Raw genomic sequence first — 13,484 nt, forward strand, 5'->3', positions numbered from 1 at the left:
AGGAGGATTATTCAAATGGCAAAGGCTAAATTTGAAAGAACAAAACCACATTGTAATATTGGTACAATCGGTCACGTTGACCATGGTAAAACTACTTTAACAGCTGCTATCACAAAGACTCTTGCTGAAAGAGTTGAAGGTAACGCTGCCGTAGATTTCGAGAATATCGATAAAGCACCGGAAGAAAGAGAACGTGGTATCACAATCTCCACAGCTCACGTTGAGTATGAGACAGAGAAACGTCACTACGCACATGTTGACTGCCCAGGTCATGCCGATTACGTTAAGAACATGATCACAGGTGCTGCTCAGATGGACGGAGCTATCCTTGTTGTAGCTGCTACAGATGGTGTTATGGCTCAGACAAGAGAGCACATCCTTCTGTCCCGTCAGGTAGGTGTACCTTACATCGTAGTATTCATGAACAAATGTGACATGGTAGACGATGAAGAACTTCTTGAACTCGTAGAGATGGAAATTCGTGAACTCCTTGACGAGTACGAATTCCCGGGAGATGACACACCGATCATCAAAGGTTCTGCTCTGAAAGCTCTGGAAGATCCGAACGGAGAATGGGGCGATAAGATTATGGAGCTTATGGATGCTGTTGACAGCTATATTCCGGATCCGGAACGTGACACAGACAAACCGTTCCTTATGCCAGTCGAAGACGTATTCTCTATCACAGGACGTGGTACTGTTGCTACAGGTAGAGTAGAGCGTGGTACACTTCATGTATCTGATGAAGTAGAAATCGTTGGTATCCACGAAGATACACGTAAAGTCGTTGTAACAGGTGTGGAAATGTTCCGTAAGCTTCTTGACGAAGCTCAGGCTGGTGATAACATCGGTGCTCTGCTTCGTGGTGTTCAGAGAACTGAAATCGAAAGAGGACAGGTTCTTTGCAAACCAGGTTCTGTAACATGCCATCACAAATTTACAGCTCAGGTTTACGTTCTGACAAAAGATGAAGGTGGACGTCATACTCCATTCTTCAACAACTACCGTCCGCAGTTCTACTTCAGAACAACAGACGTAACAGGTGTTTGCGAACTTCCGGAAGGAACAGAAATGTGCATGCCTGGAGATAACGTAGAAATGACAGTTGAACTGATCCATCCAGTAGCTATGGAGCAGGGACTTCGTTTCGCTATCCGTGAAGGTGGACGTACAGTAGGATCTGGACGTGTTGCTACAATCATCGAGTAATTGAAGATTGCGATAAATAAAGGGATTGCCGAAAGGCAGTCCCTTTTATGATACTATTTTGATACTAAAATTGAGTTTAAACGGTCGGAAACCTCACTTTGCTTATTCGGGTACAGATGCCCGTAAGTGTTATTTACCATTTGTACAGTGTCCCCGATTCTGTCAGCTATTAAATGCGGGGAAAAGCCCAATTCAATTAACAGTGAAACATGGGAATGCCGTTACGGTATAATAACGACAAACGGAAAAAGCCTTTATTTTCAAGGGGTTTGAGCGTTTGCCGTCATTTATTCAATTCCTTTTCCAAGTTGAAATATGACGAGAAAATTATCAAATAAAGGAGGCTGTTTCATTAACGACAAAATTTAATAGTGCCAGCGGTCCGGTATATTGCCGGATCGCTGATTGCCGTGGGCGTTTCACTTTTGCAGGTGGGCGCCCTTTTTTCATACCCATTTTCAGGAGAAAGGAGATTCACATGGAATTAAATGAAATGGAAAAACGGCTGCTGTTTCAGGTTGAGGGTGACTATCAATCCAAAGTCCTGAACGAGCTTTACATGACCGCCCGGTACACAAAGAATCCCGAACAGCGGAAGGCAGCGGAGAATCTGATGGCAAAGCTGCGCGTTCTGACGGATGCCGAGTGCATGGACATCGTGCGGGATATTCAAAAAAATTACCGTCTGCCTTACCCGCCCCGGACGATTGGGGAAAAGATTGCCGAGGCCAGGCAGCAATCCGGCGCGGAGAAATTGAAGGGACATGACATCATGGCGTTGGAACGCTTCGACCCGGAGGTACGCCACATGATCGTCTTTGATGTGCTGTCTTATGATTCCCCTGTGGGTGATAAGGGCGATAAGATGCGTCTGTTCCTTACGGATGTCGGCTATCAGAAATTTTTGGACAGCCAGGAACGGGGCGAAGTCAAACTGAAAAACCATGCGAAGGTTTCAGGCGGGCACCTCCACTATGACCGCAGGGACCGCGCCTTGTAACGAAATAACCGGAGAAAGGAGGCTGTGAAATGGCTGTATTCCGGGTAGAAAAAACGAAGGACTTCACGATCATGTGCAACCACCATCTGCGCAATACGGAACTGTCCTTAAAGGCAAAGGGGCTTCTCTCCCTCATGCTGTCGCTGCCGGAAGATTGGGACTATACCACAAAGGGACTCGCCCATATCTGTAAGGACGGTGTGGATTCAATCACTACCGCCCTGAAAGAGCTGGAGCGGCACGGGTACCTCACCAGGCAGCGCCTCCGCTATGAGAACGGGCAGCTCGGAGATATCGAGTATACGATCCACGAAAAGCCTGTAAATGCCGAAAAACAGGAGTATTCACCTAAACGGGAAAATCCAAGACAGGTAAATCCAGGACAGGCAAAACCTGAACAGGCGGAACCTGGACAGGAAAATCCCGCACAATTAAATACTAATCCACAAAGGACTAAAAAATCAAAAACGGATATATCAAGGACCCATCAATCAATCTATCCGGCAGAGCCGGAGGCGGCAGGCCGCCCGGATGGGATGGATCGGATTGGATTGATAGACGCATACAGCAAAATCATCAAAGAAAATATCGAGTATGACTGTATGGTCTCCCGGTATGGGAAGGAACGCTTAGACGAGACTGTGGAACTTATGCTTGAAGTGGTTTTATCCAAACGGCCATATATCCGTATCGCCGGGGATGATTTTCCCAGGGAGGTGGTAAAGAGCCGTTTCCTGAAGATCAATTCCGGCCACTTGGAGTATGTCTTTGACTGTATTGACAAGAACACCACAAAAGTCGGGAATATCAAGGCATACCTGCTGGCGGCGCTGTATAATGCCCCGGCAACAATGGACAGTTATTACCGTGCCGAGGTCAACCATGACCTGTACGGCTGTTAGGCGCCTCTGGGCGTCTTTTTCATCACGGAAAGGAGGCAACGCACGATGAAAAGAAATTCTGTGCCGGTATCATGCCCGGCGTAACCAAAGAACAGATTCAGGCGGCACGGGAGGCGGACCTTTTCGCATACCTGCAATTCCATGAGCCTGGGGTACTGAAACGGGACGGGCCCAATTACCGGCACAAGGAACATGACAGTCTGGTCTATGTGACCGGGAAAAGGTACTGGTACTGGAACAGCCGGGGCCGGAGTATCAACGCCCTGGATTATCTGATCCAGATTCGGGGCTACGGGCTGGTGGATGCGGTCCATACGCTGGTCGGCGGGGAAATCCAGCAGACACCGGCCTATCGGAGTACAACGATAACAGCCCATGTGCAGAAAGAATCGGAGAAGAAAACATTTTCCCTCCCTTGGGCCAGACGGTGCGCTACCTCTGCCGTCTCCTATTTGCAGCGGCGCGGGATTAGCCCTGATGTGATCAGCCGGTGTTTCCGGGAAGGGCTGTTCTACGAAGCGCGGTATCATGGCGAGCCGGTCTGTGTGTTTGTGGGAAAGGATGAAGCTGGTAAAGCGAAGTTTGCCTGTATGCGGAGCATTACCGGAAACCTCAGAAAAGATGTTTACGGCAGCAACAAGGAATATAGCTTCTGCTATCAACCGAAGAATCCGGGCAGCCGCCATGTGGCGGTGTTTGAGGCGCCCATTGACGCCCTCTCCCATGCCACGCTGCAGGAATTGGAAGGCTGGAAATGGGACGGCTACCGGCTATCGCTGGGCGGTACTTCCCATGTGGCGCTGATTGCATTTCTTAAGCGCCACCCGGAAATCCGGCGCGTCAATCTTTACATGGACAATGACCTTGGCGGCCTTAAAAATGCCAGGAGAATCAAGGCAATGCTCCATGAGGATCGGCGTTTCAAGCATATCCGTGTGGGGATCAACCCGCCCCGCACAGGGAAGGACTACAACGAAAAGCTGCTGCAGGTCAGGGAGCAGATACAGGAACGCCAGCAGCCACGCCGCCAGAAAGCGGCGGCTGTTTCTATTTAAGGGGGATTTGCTTATGAATGAAGCTCAGCAGATTTGCTTTACGGACAGCACAGGAAAAAAACTGTTTTCACTTCCAGACAACGGCGTACTCTGCCTTTCCTATGGGAACGGCGATACGCATTTTTCTCTCTGCCGGTTCCTGGACCAGACCCATGCGGAGATTGACGGAGTGAAATATGCCGTCCAGGATTTTGCCCGGAGGATGGAACACAACAAAATCAGCTTTGCCCCGGCTTAACAGCGAGGGGCCAGAAGAACAGGAGGAATTTACAATGACAAATACAGAAAATACCGCTTTACAGATGATTGCCGAAGCTGCCCGGTGCCCGGATTATGGCCCCGATATGGTTAAGGCGCTGATGAAAAAGCTGGATATGAACGAGAAAGGCTTTGCGCTTCTGATGAATGTTGCCCCTTCCACGGTCCGGCTCTGGACCAGCGGTGCCGCGCAGCCATGCGGAACGGCCAAGCGGCTCATGCAGATTTACGAGACCGGGCCGGAGATTGTCAGCAAGATTGCCGGAGGGCAGCCGCCGGCAGATGGGAGGAATCTATAAATGGCACAAGCCACAATGAAAGAGGACGCGCTTCCGCAGATTCACTTCGTCCGCGATACGGATTTAGGCGTGTTTGGCTATGAGCTTCATATCCTTGCCGGAGATTTTCTGCGGGAAAGTGAATTCAACCTGCACTCATTGGCAACCAACACCGGACCGGATTCGATTGCGATTATGGGAAAAAACCATATGTGGCTCTCGGATGCGCTGCTTGCCTACTGCCCTTCGGCGGAGCTTTACCGGATGGCTGTCACAACAGAATACCCCGCCGCCAGAGCTTTTCTGTTCCACACGGAACGCAGGGAGGACGGGCGCCTGTATGGGGACGTCCTGATGATGGACCTTGACACGCTGCGGCAGGATATAGAAAGAAATACCCTCTACCCTTACGGCGTCAGCATGGAATACCGGGACGGCACGAAGGCGGAGGCGGACATTGAAAAATGGGAATCAATGGAGCTGTGCGAAAAGGACGCCCTGAAAACCTGGCGATACCTTTATGCGCCGGAGCAAGTGACGGAATGGCAGTACCGCTATTCTAACCGGTTCAGCCAGTGGAAGGCGCAGGCATTTTCTTATATGCCGCAGGATTTGGAGGAACGGCTGAATGTGGAATATATGGAGGCCGCCCAGAATCCCGATATGGATATGTACCGCATACCGATGGAAACAGCCAAACAGATGCTTCTCTATGACGAGGCCCCGGTCTACCGGCTTCTCCCCGGAGGGCCGGAAAAGGTACCGCCGATTGCAGCGGTCACAGCGGGTCTCTGGTATGAGCATTACCGGGAGTTCGCCGTTACCCCGGAGGACCTGGGAGCACTTGACCGGCTGGTACGCAGGGAAACGGATCGGCTCATGGGAATACGCCCGCAACCGGATAAATCACAGGAACGCCGCCCTTCCCCGGAGCGGTGATTTTTTATGACAGACTGGAGGTGATATTGATTGGCGGATAACATACAGCATGAAGATTTCGGGGAAAAGATCGGCGGCGCGAAAAAGGATTTATGGAAGGACCGTGGACTTTATGTGAACGACCTGGACGCCATGAATGAGCGTGAAGCCGAGAAATTCGTAAAAAAAGATAATATCTGGAAGAAACCGGATTATGAGGCCATGCTGGAGGATGGGATTCCCCTTGGCGTGGTCTATTTCATTAAAAAGGCACGGGACGGATTAAATGCCTCCCCACAGTATTACCGCAGGGATGATACGCCGGAGAAACGCCTTGCAAGGCAGAAAGAATATATCCAGACAGTACGGGAGCTGCAGAGCGTGGTTTCGGAGGTTCGCACCGTGGAGGACGCCATGCAGGTCTATGACCGTTTCTTTGTGGAAAACGGATATTTGGAACAGGTGCAGGGCTGGGGCAGCGGCCCCCATTACCGGGCCACAGAAAAGGGCCAGGAGAACCCGGCCATTACAAACAAGCTGTCCAATGCCCTGATCATCCGCTCGGCAGGATATTTTGAGCGGAACTTTACACAGAAAGCAAAGGAGGAACAGTTTGGCGTTTCCAAAGACCAGAAGGTGCCGAAGGGCTATGCGATCCATTTCAACGATGGGAAGAATACCTATTCAAAAAACGACGACTGGAAACCCGGCACTTACTATGTGACAAAAGGCTATTCCATTCTGCAAAAGAACTTTGAAACGCGGGAGGCTGCCCTGAAATGGGTGCAGGCGTTGACAAAAGGGCGCAGCAAAAGCGGAAAGACGCGGTTTGTGCCTCCACAGCTTATCGCTGTGAGGCGGACCGGGCCGGATTACAGAAACGGCGCAGAGATTACCGGGCAGCACTACCTTGATACTTTCGGTTTCCGTGGAGGTGAGTTTGGAAACTGGATGAACCAGAATGACCGGCAGGCTTCCCTCAACATGGGTTTTGAAGCGCTCAAGGATTTGGCGGCTGCCCTGCAGATCAGCGATAAAGATATTGCCTATCAGGGAACGCTTGCTATCGCTTTCGGCGCCAGGGGCAGCGGTAACGCGGCAGCCCACTATGAACCGCTGCGCAAGGTCATCAATCTCACGAAGATGCACGGAGCCGGCTCTTTAGCCCATGAATGGTGGCACGGATTTGACGATTATCTGGGTACGAAAATGGGCGCAAAGGGGATGCTCTCAGAACAGCCCCGTCTCTATGCTCCATTCCAGAAACTAATTGAAACCATAAAATATAAGCCGGAGACACCGGAGCAGGCGGCGAAACGCACCGAAGCGCAGACAGAGCGCACCCGGAAAAATGCGGCAAGCTGGCTAGATTCGGCGGTACTCGGTTCCCTGAAACGGCATGGCAATGAGGCACAGATGGAAACCTACGCGGTTCTCAGGGAGGCATTTTTGTCCGGCGAGGCCGGCTCCGTGGAACAGTTAAACGCCTTTAAGAAATCTGTCACCGGGCGGGTGATCCCAAAAAGTGAGCGGGAACGGCTGGAAATATTCGAGCACATGCTGTCCGGGATGCAGGCACAGGAGGCCCCACAGATTGGGCGGGTAGAAACTGATTTCTACCGAAATTCCGTGCGCATGGGTAAGGAATGTGAAAAGGATGGCGGCTATTGGGACAGCAATACAGAAATGACTGCCAGGGCCTTTGCCTGTTACATCAAGGATAAGCTGCCCTACAATTCCGATTATTTGGCGGGCCATGCGGATTGTGCTGTTACCTTCGTGACAGATAAAAGCGGAGAAATGGAAGTTTTGAAAGCCTATCCTGAAGGTGAGGAACGCAGAGCCATCAATGCGGTGTTTGACGAGATCGTGGCAGACCTGAAACGGGAGCAGATACTTACCCATTCGGATGTGACGCTGCCCCTTCCGGTGCAGCCATTGGCGGAGAATGAGCAGATTTCCATATTTACAGAGGATCGGCCTTCGGTCATGGCGCAGCTTGCAGCGGCAAAACCGGCAGAAAAAACTTCTCCGGCACAGGCGGTTCCAAAAAAGAGCCATGCGCCGGAGATTTAAGGAGGTGTGAAAGATTTTGGAAGAAAATAAAGATTACCGCGCTTACCGGTACGGCGATCATTTAGAACCAGGTGCAGAGCTGAAAATCGAGCACAGTGTTTCTTGTGAAGATGTGGATATTTCCTCCCTGATTACAATGGGCGCCGAAAATCTGGAGGCCATGCGCCAGGGAAGTATCGACGGTGAACAGAAAGCCTATGAGATTGTGGTCGCGGCGGCAAAGCAATGGGAAAAACAGGCAGCCGCCACGCAGATGATCAACCGGGCGCTTTCTTACCTGCGAACCCCGGAGGTGACGCATACCGCAAATGAATGGCGCAAAACCGACAACTGGCGGAATGACGAAGAAATCAGTAACCGCGTCTACCGTATGAGCTGTGGCATTTGGGAAGATACCAAATATGACCGGGAAACCAAACAGAGCGTACCGGTTGCCTGGTATGTGACCTGGGATGTCTATGTGAACTCCCCAAAGCAGGGTTATGGCGAAAAGATTGCCGGGCAGAATCAGAAACGCTACACGGACAAAGCCGCCGCTGAAAAGTATCTGGAAGGCCGGAAAAAAGCCTACTCCCATTTATTCACGGAAATTTCCCCGCAGATACCAAAACAGTATGAGCGCCATTTTACCGTGTATGGAGCGCTCCTGCCAGGGTACACAGTGGAGGGCCAGGAACCGGTAAAACCAGAGCGCACCGCCGCCGAAGTTTCGGAGGGCGGTATTTCTATGCCTGAAAAGCCGGAGAAACCTTCGGTGCTGGGAAAGCTGTCTGCGGCCAAAACGCAGGAGAAAACACCTGCTGTTCCCGGTGCGGCAAATAAAAAGAAGGAGGATATGCAGCTATGAAGGTGTTAATGGTAGAGCCGGGCAAATCGCCCTATGAGACTGAAATTGAGGGCGGGCTGGAATCCTTGCAGGCTGCTGTCGGCGGAGATATTCAGGCAACTTATCCCTTTGATGATCTGGTTGGGCTGATCTGCAATGACGAAGGCAAGCTCTTAGGGATGCCCTTAAACCGGGCGCTTTATGATGATGAGGGCCATTTGTACGATATTGTTGCCGGAAACTTTTTGATTGTTGGGCTTGGAGAGGAAGATTTCACCGACCTTTCCCCTGAACTGATGAAGAAATTCAGCGAGCAGTTTAAGCACCCGGAGAAATTTGCCCGGATTGCCGGAGAGATCATTGCAGTCAAGCAGCCGGTCACAAATGAGCACCAGGAAAAAACGCCCAAACATTCCGGCATGGAATTGTAGGAAGGGAGGGATGGCATATGCTGATGGCAGTAGACGGCCCCTATGCGCTGATGGTGCAGCCGGACGATATTTTAATCTCTCCCCGTGAGGTAGACGAACATTTCGGGACAATGGCCTGCTTTCACTCCCGCTATGCGCTGGGTGACAGCCACAATTACATGGATAAAGACGATTTCCTGCGGGAGATGTATTTAGATACCGTGGGGCATGATGAAGCGGGTCTGAAACGCTATGAACACATGGTGAACATTGTGAGCAGCCGGTTCCAGCACGGACCAAAGACGGAGGAACGGGCGGTTGATGACGCCATGCTGAAGGTGATCTCCGAAAAATACATTACGCTGCCCCTTTATCTCATGGATCATAGCGGCCTTGCCATGCAGACCACAAGTTTCAATGATCCCTGGGACAGCGGGCAAGTTGGTTGGATTTATGTTTCCAAAGAGGATGCCCTGAAAGAGTTCGGCGGTGAAAAAATGACCGGCGCTATTCGGAAAAGGGCGGAGGATCTGATGCGCAGCGAAGTAGCGGCTTATGATTCCTACCTGCGCGGCGAGTGCTATGGATTTGAACTTTACAAAAACGGTGAACTCACGGATAGCTGCTGGGGCTTTATGGGAGACCTGGCCGATGTCTGTAAAGATATGGCGGATTACCTGCCGGACGAGTGCAGGGGCATGGTGGAACACCTGGAGGAACAGGATCACCCGGCGACCATCATTAAGACACTTCTGAAACATGCGAAAATCCAGGTAGACCAGGCGGCAAAAGCCTTTGAGCACGCCCCGCGCCAGCAGGTGATCGGGGATGCCCGTTAAACAGTTATTTCCTATTTATAATTACAGATTCTATCAGGAAGGAGGATGCTTATGCAGGAAGATTTGGAACAGCGGACCGTATCGGTCTCCATCCAGGCGGCAAAGCTGTCCGGGCGGGTGCTGCGTTCTGCGATTGCCGCCGTGCTCCGTAAGATGGAGCAGGAACGCACTACCCCGAAAGTCGGAAGGAACAGCATGAAACGGCTGACCTATAAAGACCCAGGGGCCAATACCATTGAAGTGTCCGGCAGAATCCGTTCTTTTGAGCGGTACGCCAGGAAACACCAGGTCCGCTACCATATTGAAAAAGAGCTGGGGACTGATCCACCGAAGTGGACAGTCTATTTCAAGGCGAACCAGGCGGACGCGCTGACAGCGGCTTTTAAGGAATATACGCAGAAAGACCTTACCCGCAGCACCAGGCCGTCGCTTCTTTCGCAGCTTCATAAGTTCAAGGAGCTGGCACAGGCGCTTGGCCGTGACCGGGTAAAAAACAAGGAACACGGAGGGCCAGAACGATGAAGATAGATACCGACACTCTGAAAAAGCAGGTGATCCTTCATCTGCCCTATCTTCTGTTCCTTCTGGTATTTGCGAAGCTGGGCGAGGCGGTGCGCCTTGCCCCCGGAGCGGACGCCTCACAGAAATTATTGGGGCTTTCCGAAGGCTTCTCACTGGCCTTTCAGAGTATGTGGCCCGGTGCAGCGCTGGACTGGCTGGTGGGATTATGCGGTGCGGTGATTGTGCGGCTGGCAGTCTATCTCAAAGGGAAGGACGCCAAAAAGTACCGCAAAAATGTGGAATATGGGAGCGCCCGCTGGGGTAACAAAACAGATATTGCCCCTTTTATGGACCCGAAACCGGAAAACAACATTATCCTGACGCAGACCGAGGGGCTTATGATGTCCGGCAGGCCGAAGAATCCGGCCCATGCCCGCAATAAAAATGTGCTGGTGGTCGGTGGTTCCGGCTCTGGCAAGACGAGATTTTTTATCAAGCCCAATCTTATGCAGATGCACTCAAGTTATGTCGTTACCGATCCCAAAGGCACGGTCTTGATTGAGGTGGGAAAGCTGTTAAGCCGCGGCACTCCCAAACTGGATAAGGACGGCAACCCGGTCCGGGGAAAGAATGGAAAAATCGTGTATGAGCCTTATAAGATCAAGGTATTCAATACGATCAATTTTTCAAAAAGTATGCACTACAACCCTTTTGCCTACATTCACAATGAGAAAGATATTCTGAAACTGGTAACGGTGCTGATCGCAAATACCAAAGGGGAAGGAAAATCCGGCGACGACTTCTGGGTCAAGGCCGAAACTTTGCTTTACACAGCGTTGATCGGCTATATTTATTATGAGGCCCCCACAAACGAGCAGAATTTTTCCACCCTGGTAGAAATGATAAACGCTATGGAGGTCCGGGAGGATGACGAAAGTTTCAAAAATGCCGTTGACCTTCTCTTTGACGCACTGGAACAGAAAGACCCGGATCACTTCGCCCTCCGGCAGTATAAGAAATACAAACTTGCGGCGGGCAAGACCGCAAAATCGATCCTTATTTCCTGCGGTGCCAGACTTGCCCCCTTCGACATTAAGGAAGTCCGGGAGATCACTATGTACGACGAGCTGGAGCTTGACCTGGTCGGGGATAGGAAAACGGCGCTGTTCTTTATTATCAGTGATACGGATGCGACTTTCAATTTCCTTGTCAGTATGGCTTATACTCAGTTATTTAACTTGCTGTGTGAGCGTGCCGATGACAAGTACGGCGGCAGGCTGCCGGTACATGTGCGGTGCCTGATTGACGAGGCCGCCAATATCGGGCAGATTCCGAACCTGGAAAAGCTGATGGCAACGATCCGTTCCAGGGAGATTTCGGCCTGTCTGGTCCTGCAGGCGCAGAGCCAGTTGAAGGCGCTTTATAAGGACAACATGGACACCATCATCGGCAACTGTGACGCTTCCCTTTTCCTGGGAGGCAAGGAAGAAACTACTCTGAAAAGCTGGAACTCCCTGCTTGGGAAAGAGACTATCGACATGTATAACACCAGCGTCACGAAGGGCACCCAGGAATCCCACGGCCGGAATTTCCAGAAGTTAGGAAAGGATTTAATGTCGGTGGACGAACTGGCCGTCATGGACGGCGGGAAATGCCTCCTGCAGATCAGGGGCGTCCGGCCTTTCCTCTCCCGCAAGTATGATATTACCAGACACCCGAACTATAAATATCTGTCGGATTATGCCCCTAAGAACGCTTTTGACATTGAAAAATTCTTATCTACAAAAATGCCGATGCGTCCTGACGAGCTGTACCGCAATTATGAGGTCACAGCGGAGGATTTGGAGGCTCCGGCTGCAGGATGATGTAGCTGCCTGTTAAAGTTTCTGGCTTTGACGGGTTTTTTCTTTTCACCGGAAGGAGGTTTTATTGAGGATTCGTGCCCCTCCCCTGACAACTGAATACTTTCCAGGTACGCCCTGGACTATGCCGCCCCTGTGCTTGATGTAAATTCTCTTGAAGCACAGGGGCGTTTTTTCGTTTCCGGCCTGAAACGGCCAGACCACAAAAACAATATTTCTTAAATTAAAGGAGGAACTATATGGCTTTTTTTGCAAGTGCGATTGATACCCTGAAAATCCTGGTTATTGCTCTGGGCGCCGGCCTCGGCGCATGGGGCGTCATCAACCTTCTGGAAGGTTATGGCAACGACAACCCTGGCGCCAAATCCCAGGGCATGAAACAGCTTATGGCTGGCGGCGGCATTGCGCTGGTGGGTGCCACGCTGATCCCGCTGCTCTCCGGCCTGTTCGGTTAATAGCCGATGGGCAGTCTGTTTGAAAGGATAACAGACTGGATTAAAGAGGGCTTAATCGAAGCGATTACAGGACAATACACCGGTATCTTTGAGTCCGTCAACAGCCAGGTCTCGGATGTGGCCTCGCAGGTAGGCCAGACGCCGCAGGGGTGGAATGGCGGCGTGTTCAGTATGATCCAGAATCTTTCTGAAACCGTCGTCATTCCCATTGCGGGAATTATCCTGACTTTTGTTCTTGTCTATGAACTGATTCAAATGATTCTTGAAAAGAACAACATGCACGATTTTGATACGTTCAACATCTTCAAGTGGATTTTCAAAACCTTTGTTGCCACATACCTGCTCACCAACTGCTTTACTATCGTCATGGCGGTGTTTGACGTCGCCCAGAATGTGGTGAGCCAGAGCGCCGGCGTGATAAACGGGAATCTGGACGTTACCGCTGCGCTGGCCGACCTGGAGACGCAGCTTGAAGCAATGGGGATGTGGGAGCTGATCGGCCTGTGGCTGGAGACCAACATCATCAACCTGTGCATGTGGGTGTTGTCCATCGTGATCTTTGTCATTGTGTATGGCCGTATGATTGAAATCTATTTGACGGTCAGCCTGGCACCCATACCCTTTTCCACAATGGCAAACCGTGAATGGGGGCAGATGGGGACAAATTACCTGCGCTCCCTGTTTGCTTTAGGTTTCCAGGGGTTTTTGATCCTGGTCTGCGTTGCAATTTATGCGGTGCTGGTCCAGTCGATCCCTTCCTCCGGCGACATTCACGGCGCGATCTGGGGTACGGCAGGCTATACGGTCCTGCTGGCCTTTGCCCTGTTTAAGACAGGCTCGCTATCCAAAAGTATTTTTAACTCGCATTAGCGTGTAACCAACCTACATTTTAACA

General features: G+C 51.2%; 15 protein-coding genes. All 15 read left to right on the top strand.

From position 1 onward, the window contains the following. The first annotated feature begins 15 nt into the window (after nucleotides 1–15). The 15 genes from tuf (at nucleotide 16) to AOA56_RS07855 (ending at nucleotide 13,459) form a co-directional block, all read left to right on the top strand. Complete coding sequence (gene tuf / locus AOA56_RS07785; protein WP_024733721.1) at nucleotides 16–1,209, top strand: elongation factor Tu; 1,194 nt, start codon at nucleotides 16–18, stop codon at nucleotides 1,207–1,209. Nucleotides 1,210–1,687: 478 nt separating this feature from the next. Then, complete coding sequence (locus AOA56_RS07790) at nucleotides 1,688–2,209, top strand: DUF5720 family protein (protein ID WP_053769336.1); 522 nt, start codon at nucleotides 1,688–1,690, stop codon at nucleotides 2,207–2,209. Nucleotides 2,210–2,238: 29 nt separating this feature from the next. Continuing rightward, nucleotides 2,239–3,111: a DUF6017 domain-containing protein gene (locus AOA56_RS07795; protein WP_053769337.1), complete on the top strand. Its 873-nt coding sequence runs from the start codon at nucleotides 2,239–2,241 to the stop codon at nucleotides 3,109–3,111. A 71-nt stretch (nucleotides 3,112–3,182) separates the two neighbouring features. Further along, complete coding sequence (locus tag AOA56_RS07800) at nucleotides 3,183–4,166, top strand: toprim domain-containing protein (protein ID WP_053769338.1); 984 nt, start codon at nucleotides 3,183–3,185, stop codon at nucleotides 4,164–4,166. 13 nt (nucleotides 4,167–4,179) lie between these two features. Next, nucleotides 4,180–4,404 (top strand): hypothetical protein, encoded by a 225-nt coding sequence (locus AOA56_RS07805; protein ID WP_053769339.1) that lies wholly within the window; start codon nucleotides 4,180–4,182, stop codon nucleotides 4,402–4,404. 34 nt (nucleotides 4,405–4,438) lie between these two features. Further along, nucleotides 4,439–4,723 carry a helix-turn-helix domain-containing protein gene (locus AOA56_RS07810; protein ID WP_053769340.1) on the top strand — a complete coding sequence of 95 codons (285 nt, stop codon included), beginning with the start codon at nucleotides 4,439–4,441 and terminating at the stop codon, nucleotides 4,721–4,723. Then, nucleotides 4,724–5,641 carry a hypothetical protein gene (locus AOA56_RS07815; RefSeq protein ID WP_242843442.1) on the top strand — a complete coding sequence of 306 codons (918 nt, stop codon included), beginning with the start codon at nucleotides 4,724–4,726 and terminating at the stop codon, nucleotides 5,639–5,641. It begins immediately after the preceding gene. Between the two features lie 30 nt (nucleotides 5,642–5,671). Then, the gene (locus tag AOA56_RS07820) at nucleotides 5,672–7,696 is read left to right on the top strand and encodes an LPD1 domain-containing protein (protein WP_053769341.1); all 2,025 of its coding nucleotides are present in this window, start codon (nucleotides 5,672–5,674) and stop codon (nucleotides 7,694–7,696) included. Nucleotides 7,697–7,712: 16 nt separating this feature from the next. After that, nucleotides 7,713–8,543 carry a hypothetical protein gene (locus AOA56_RS07825; protein ID WP_053769342.1) on the top strand — a complete coding sequence of 277 codons (831 nt, stop codon included), beginning with the start codon at nucleotides 7,713–7,715 and terminating at the stop codon, nucleotides 8,541–8,543. Next, nucleotides 8,540–8,953: a DUF3846 domain-containing protein gene (locus AOA56_RS07830; RefSeq protein WP_053769343.1), complete on the top strand. Its 414-nt coding sequence runs from the start codon at nucleotides 8,540–8,542 to the stop codon at nucleotides 8,951–8,953. Before AOA56_RS07825 ends, AOA56_RS07830 begins: the two co-directional genes overlap by 4 nt. 17 nt (nucleotides 8,954–8,970) lie before the next feature. Continuing rightward, nucleotides 8,971–9,771: a hypothetical protein gene (locus AOA56_RS07835; RefSeq protein ID WP_053769344.1), complete on the top strand. Its 801-nt coding sequence runs from the start codon at nucleotides 8,971–8,973 to the stop codon at nucleotides 9,769–9,771. A 51-nt stretch (nucleotides 9,772–9,822) separates the two neighbouring features. Then, the gene (locus tag AOA56_RS07840; RefSeq protein ID WP_053769345.1) at nucleotides 9,823–10,293 is read left to right on the top strand and encodes a PcfB family protein; all 471 of its coding nucleotides are present in this window, start codon (nucleotides 9,823–9,825) and stop codon (nucleotides 10,291–10,293) included. Beyond that, a complete protein-coding gene (locus AOA56_RS07845; protein WP_053769346.1) occupies nucleotides 10,290–12,137 on the top strand; it encodes a VirD4-like conjugal transfer protein, CD1115 family in 1,848 nt (615 codons plus the stop codon). The genes AOA56_RS07840 and AOA56_RS07845 overlap by 4 nt, the downstream gene beginning before the upstream one ends. Nucleotides 12,138–12,373: 236 nt before the next feature. Then, nucleotides 12,374–12,589, top strand: coding sequence for a Maff2 family mobile element protein (locus AOA56_RS07850; RefSeq protein ID WP_006861290.1), 216 nt, complete (start codon nucleotides 12,374–12,376; stop codon nucleotides 12,587–12,589). A gap of 6 nt (nucleotides 12,590–12,595) precedes the next feature. Next, the gene (locus AOA56_RS07855) at nucleotides 12,596–13,459 is read left to right on the top strand and encodes a VirB6/TrbL-like conjugal transfer protein, CD1112 family (protein ID WP_029467777.1); all 864 of its coding nucleotides are present in this window, start codon (nucleotides 12,596–12,598) and stop codon (nucleotides 13,457–13,459) included. Nucleotides 13,460–13,484 lie beyond the last annotated feature (25 nt).

Origin of the sequence: Sellimonas intestinalis (assembly GCF_001280875.1) — a bacterium.
GTDB classification, from domain to species: Bacteria; Bacillota; Clostridia; order Lachnospirales; family Lachnospiraceae; genus Sellimonas; species Sellimonas intestinalis.

Bases quoted from the DNA above. Each gene is read 5' to 3' on its own strand.
- tuf (WP_024733721.1), top strand. From the start codon at position 16: ATGGCAAAGGCTAAATTTGAAAGAACAAAACCACATTGTAATATTGGT.
- AOA56_RS07790 (WP_053769336.1), top strand. From the start codon at position 1,688: ATGGAATTAAATGAAATGGAAAAACGGCTGCTGTTTCAGGTTGAGGGT.
- AOA56_RS07795 (WP_053769337.1), top strand. From the start codon at position 2,239: ATGGCTGTATTCCGGGTAGAAAAAACGAAGGACTTCACGATCATGTGC.
- AOA56_RS07800 (WP_053769338.1), top strand. From the start codon at position 3,183: ATGCCCGGCGTAACCAAAGAACAGATTCAGGCGGCACGGGAGGCGGAC.
- AOA56_RS07805 (WP_053769339.1), top strand. From the start codon at position 4,180: ATGAATGAAGCTCAGCAGATTTGCTTTACGGACAGCACAGGAAAAAAA.
- AOA56_RS07810 (WP_053769340.1), top strand. From the start codon at position 4,439: ATGACAAATACAGAAAATACCGCTTTACAGATGATTGCCGAAGCTGCC.
- AOA56_RS07815 (WP_242843442.1), top strand. From the start codon at position 4,724: ATGGCACAAGCCACAATGAAAGAGGACGCGCTTCCGCAGATTCACTTC.
- AOA56_RS07830 (WP_053769343.1), top strand. From the start codon at position 8,540: ATGAAGGTGTTAATGGTAGAGCCGGGCAAATCGCCCTATGAGACTGAA.
- AOA56_RS07835 (WP_053769344.1), top strand. From the start codon at position 8,971: ATGCTGATGGCAGTAGACGGCCCCTATGCGCTGATGGTGCAGCCGGAC.
- AOA56_RS07840 (WP_053769345.1), top strand. From the start codon at position 9,823: ATGCAGGAAGATTTGGAACAGCGGACCGTATCGGTCTCCATCCAGGCG.
- AOA56_RS07845 (WP_053769346.1), top strand. From the start codon at position 10,290: ATGAAGATAGATACCGACACTCTGAAAAAGCAGGTGATCCTTCATCTG.
- AOA56_RS07850 (WP_006861290.1), top strand. From the start codon at position 12,374: ATGGCTTTTTTTGCAAGTGCGATTGATACCCTGAAAATCCTGGTTATT.
- AOA56_RS07855 (WP_029467777.1), top strand. From the start codon at position 12,596: ATGGGCAGTCTGTTTGAAAGGATAACAGACTGGATTAAAGAGGGCTTA.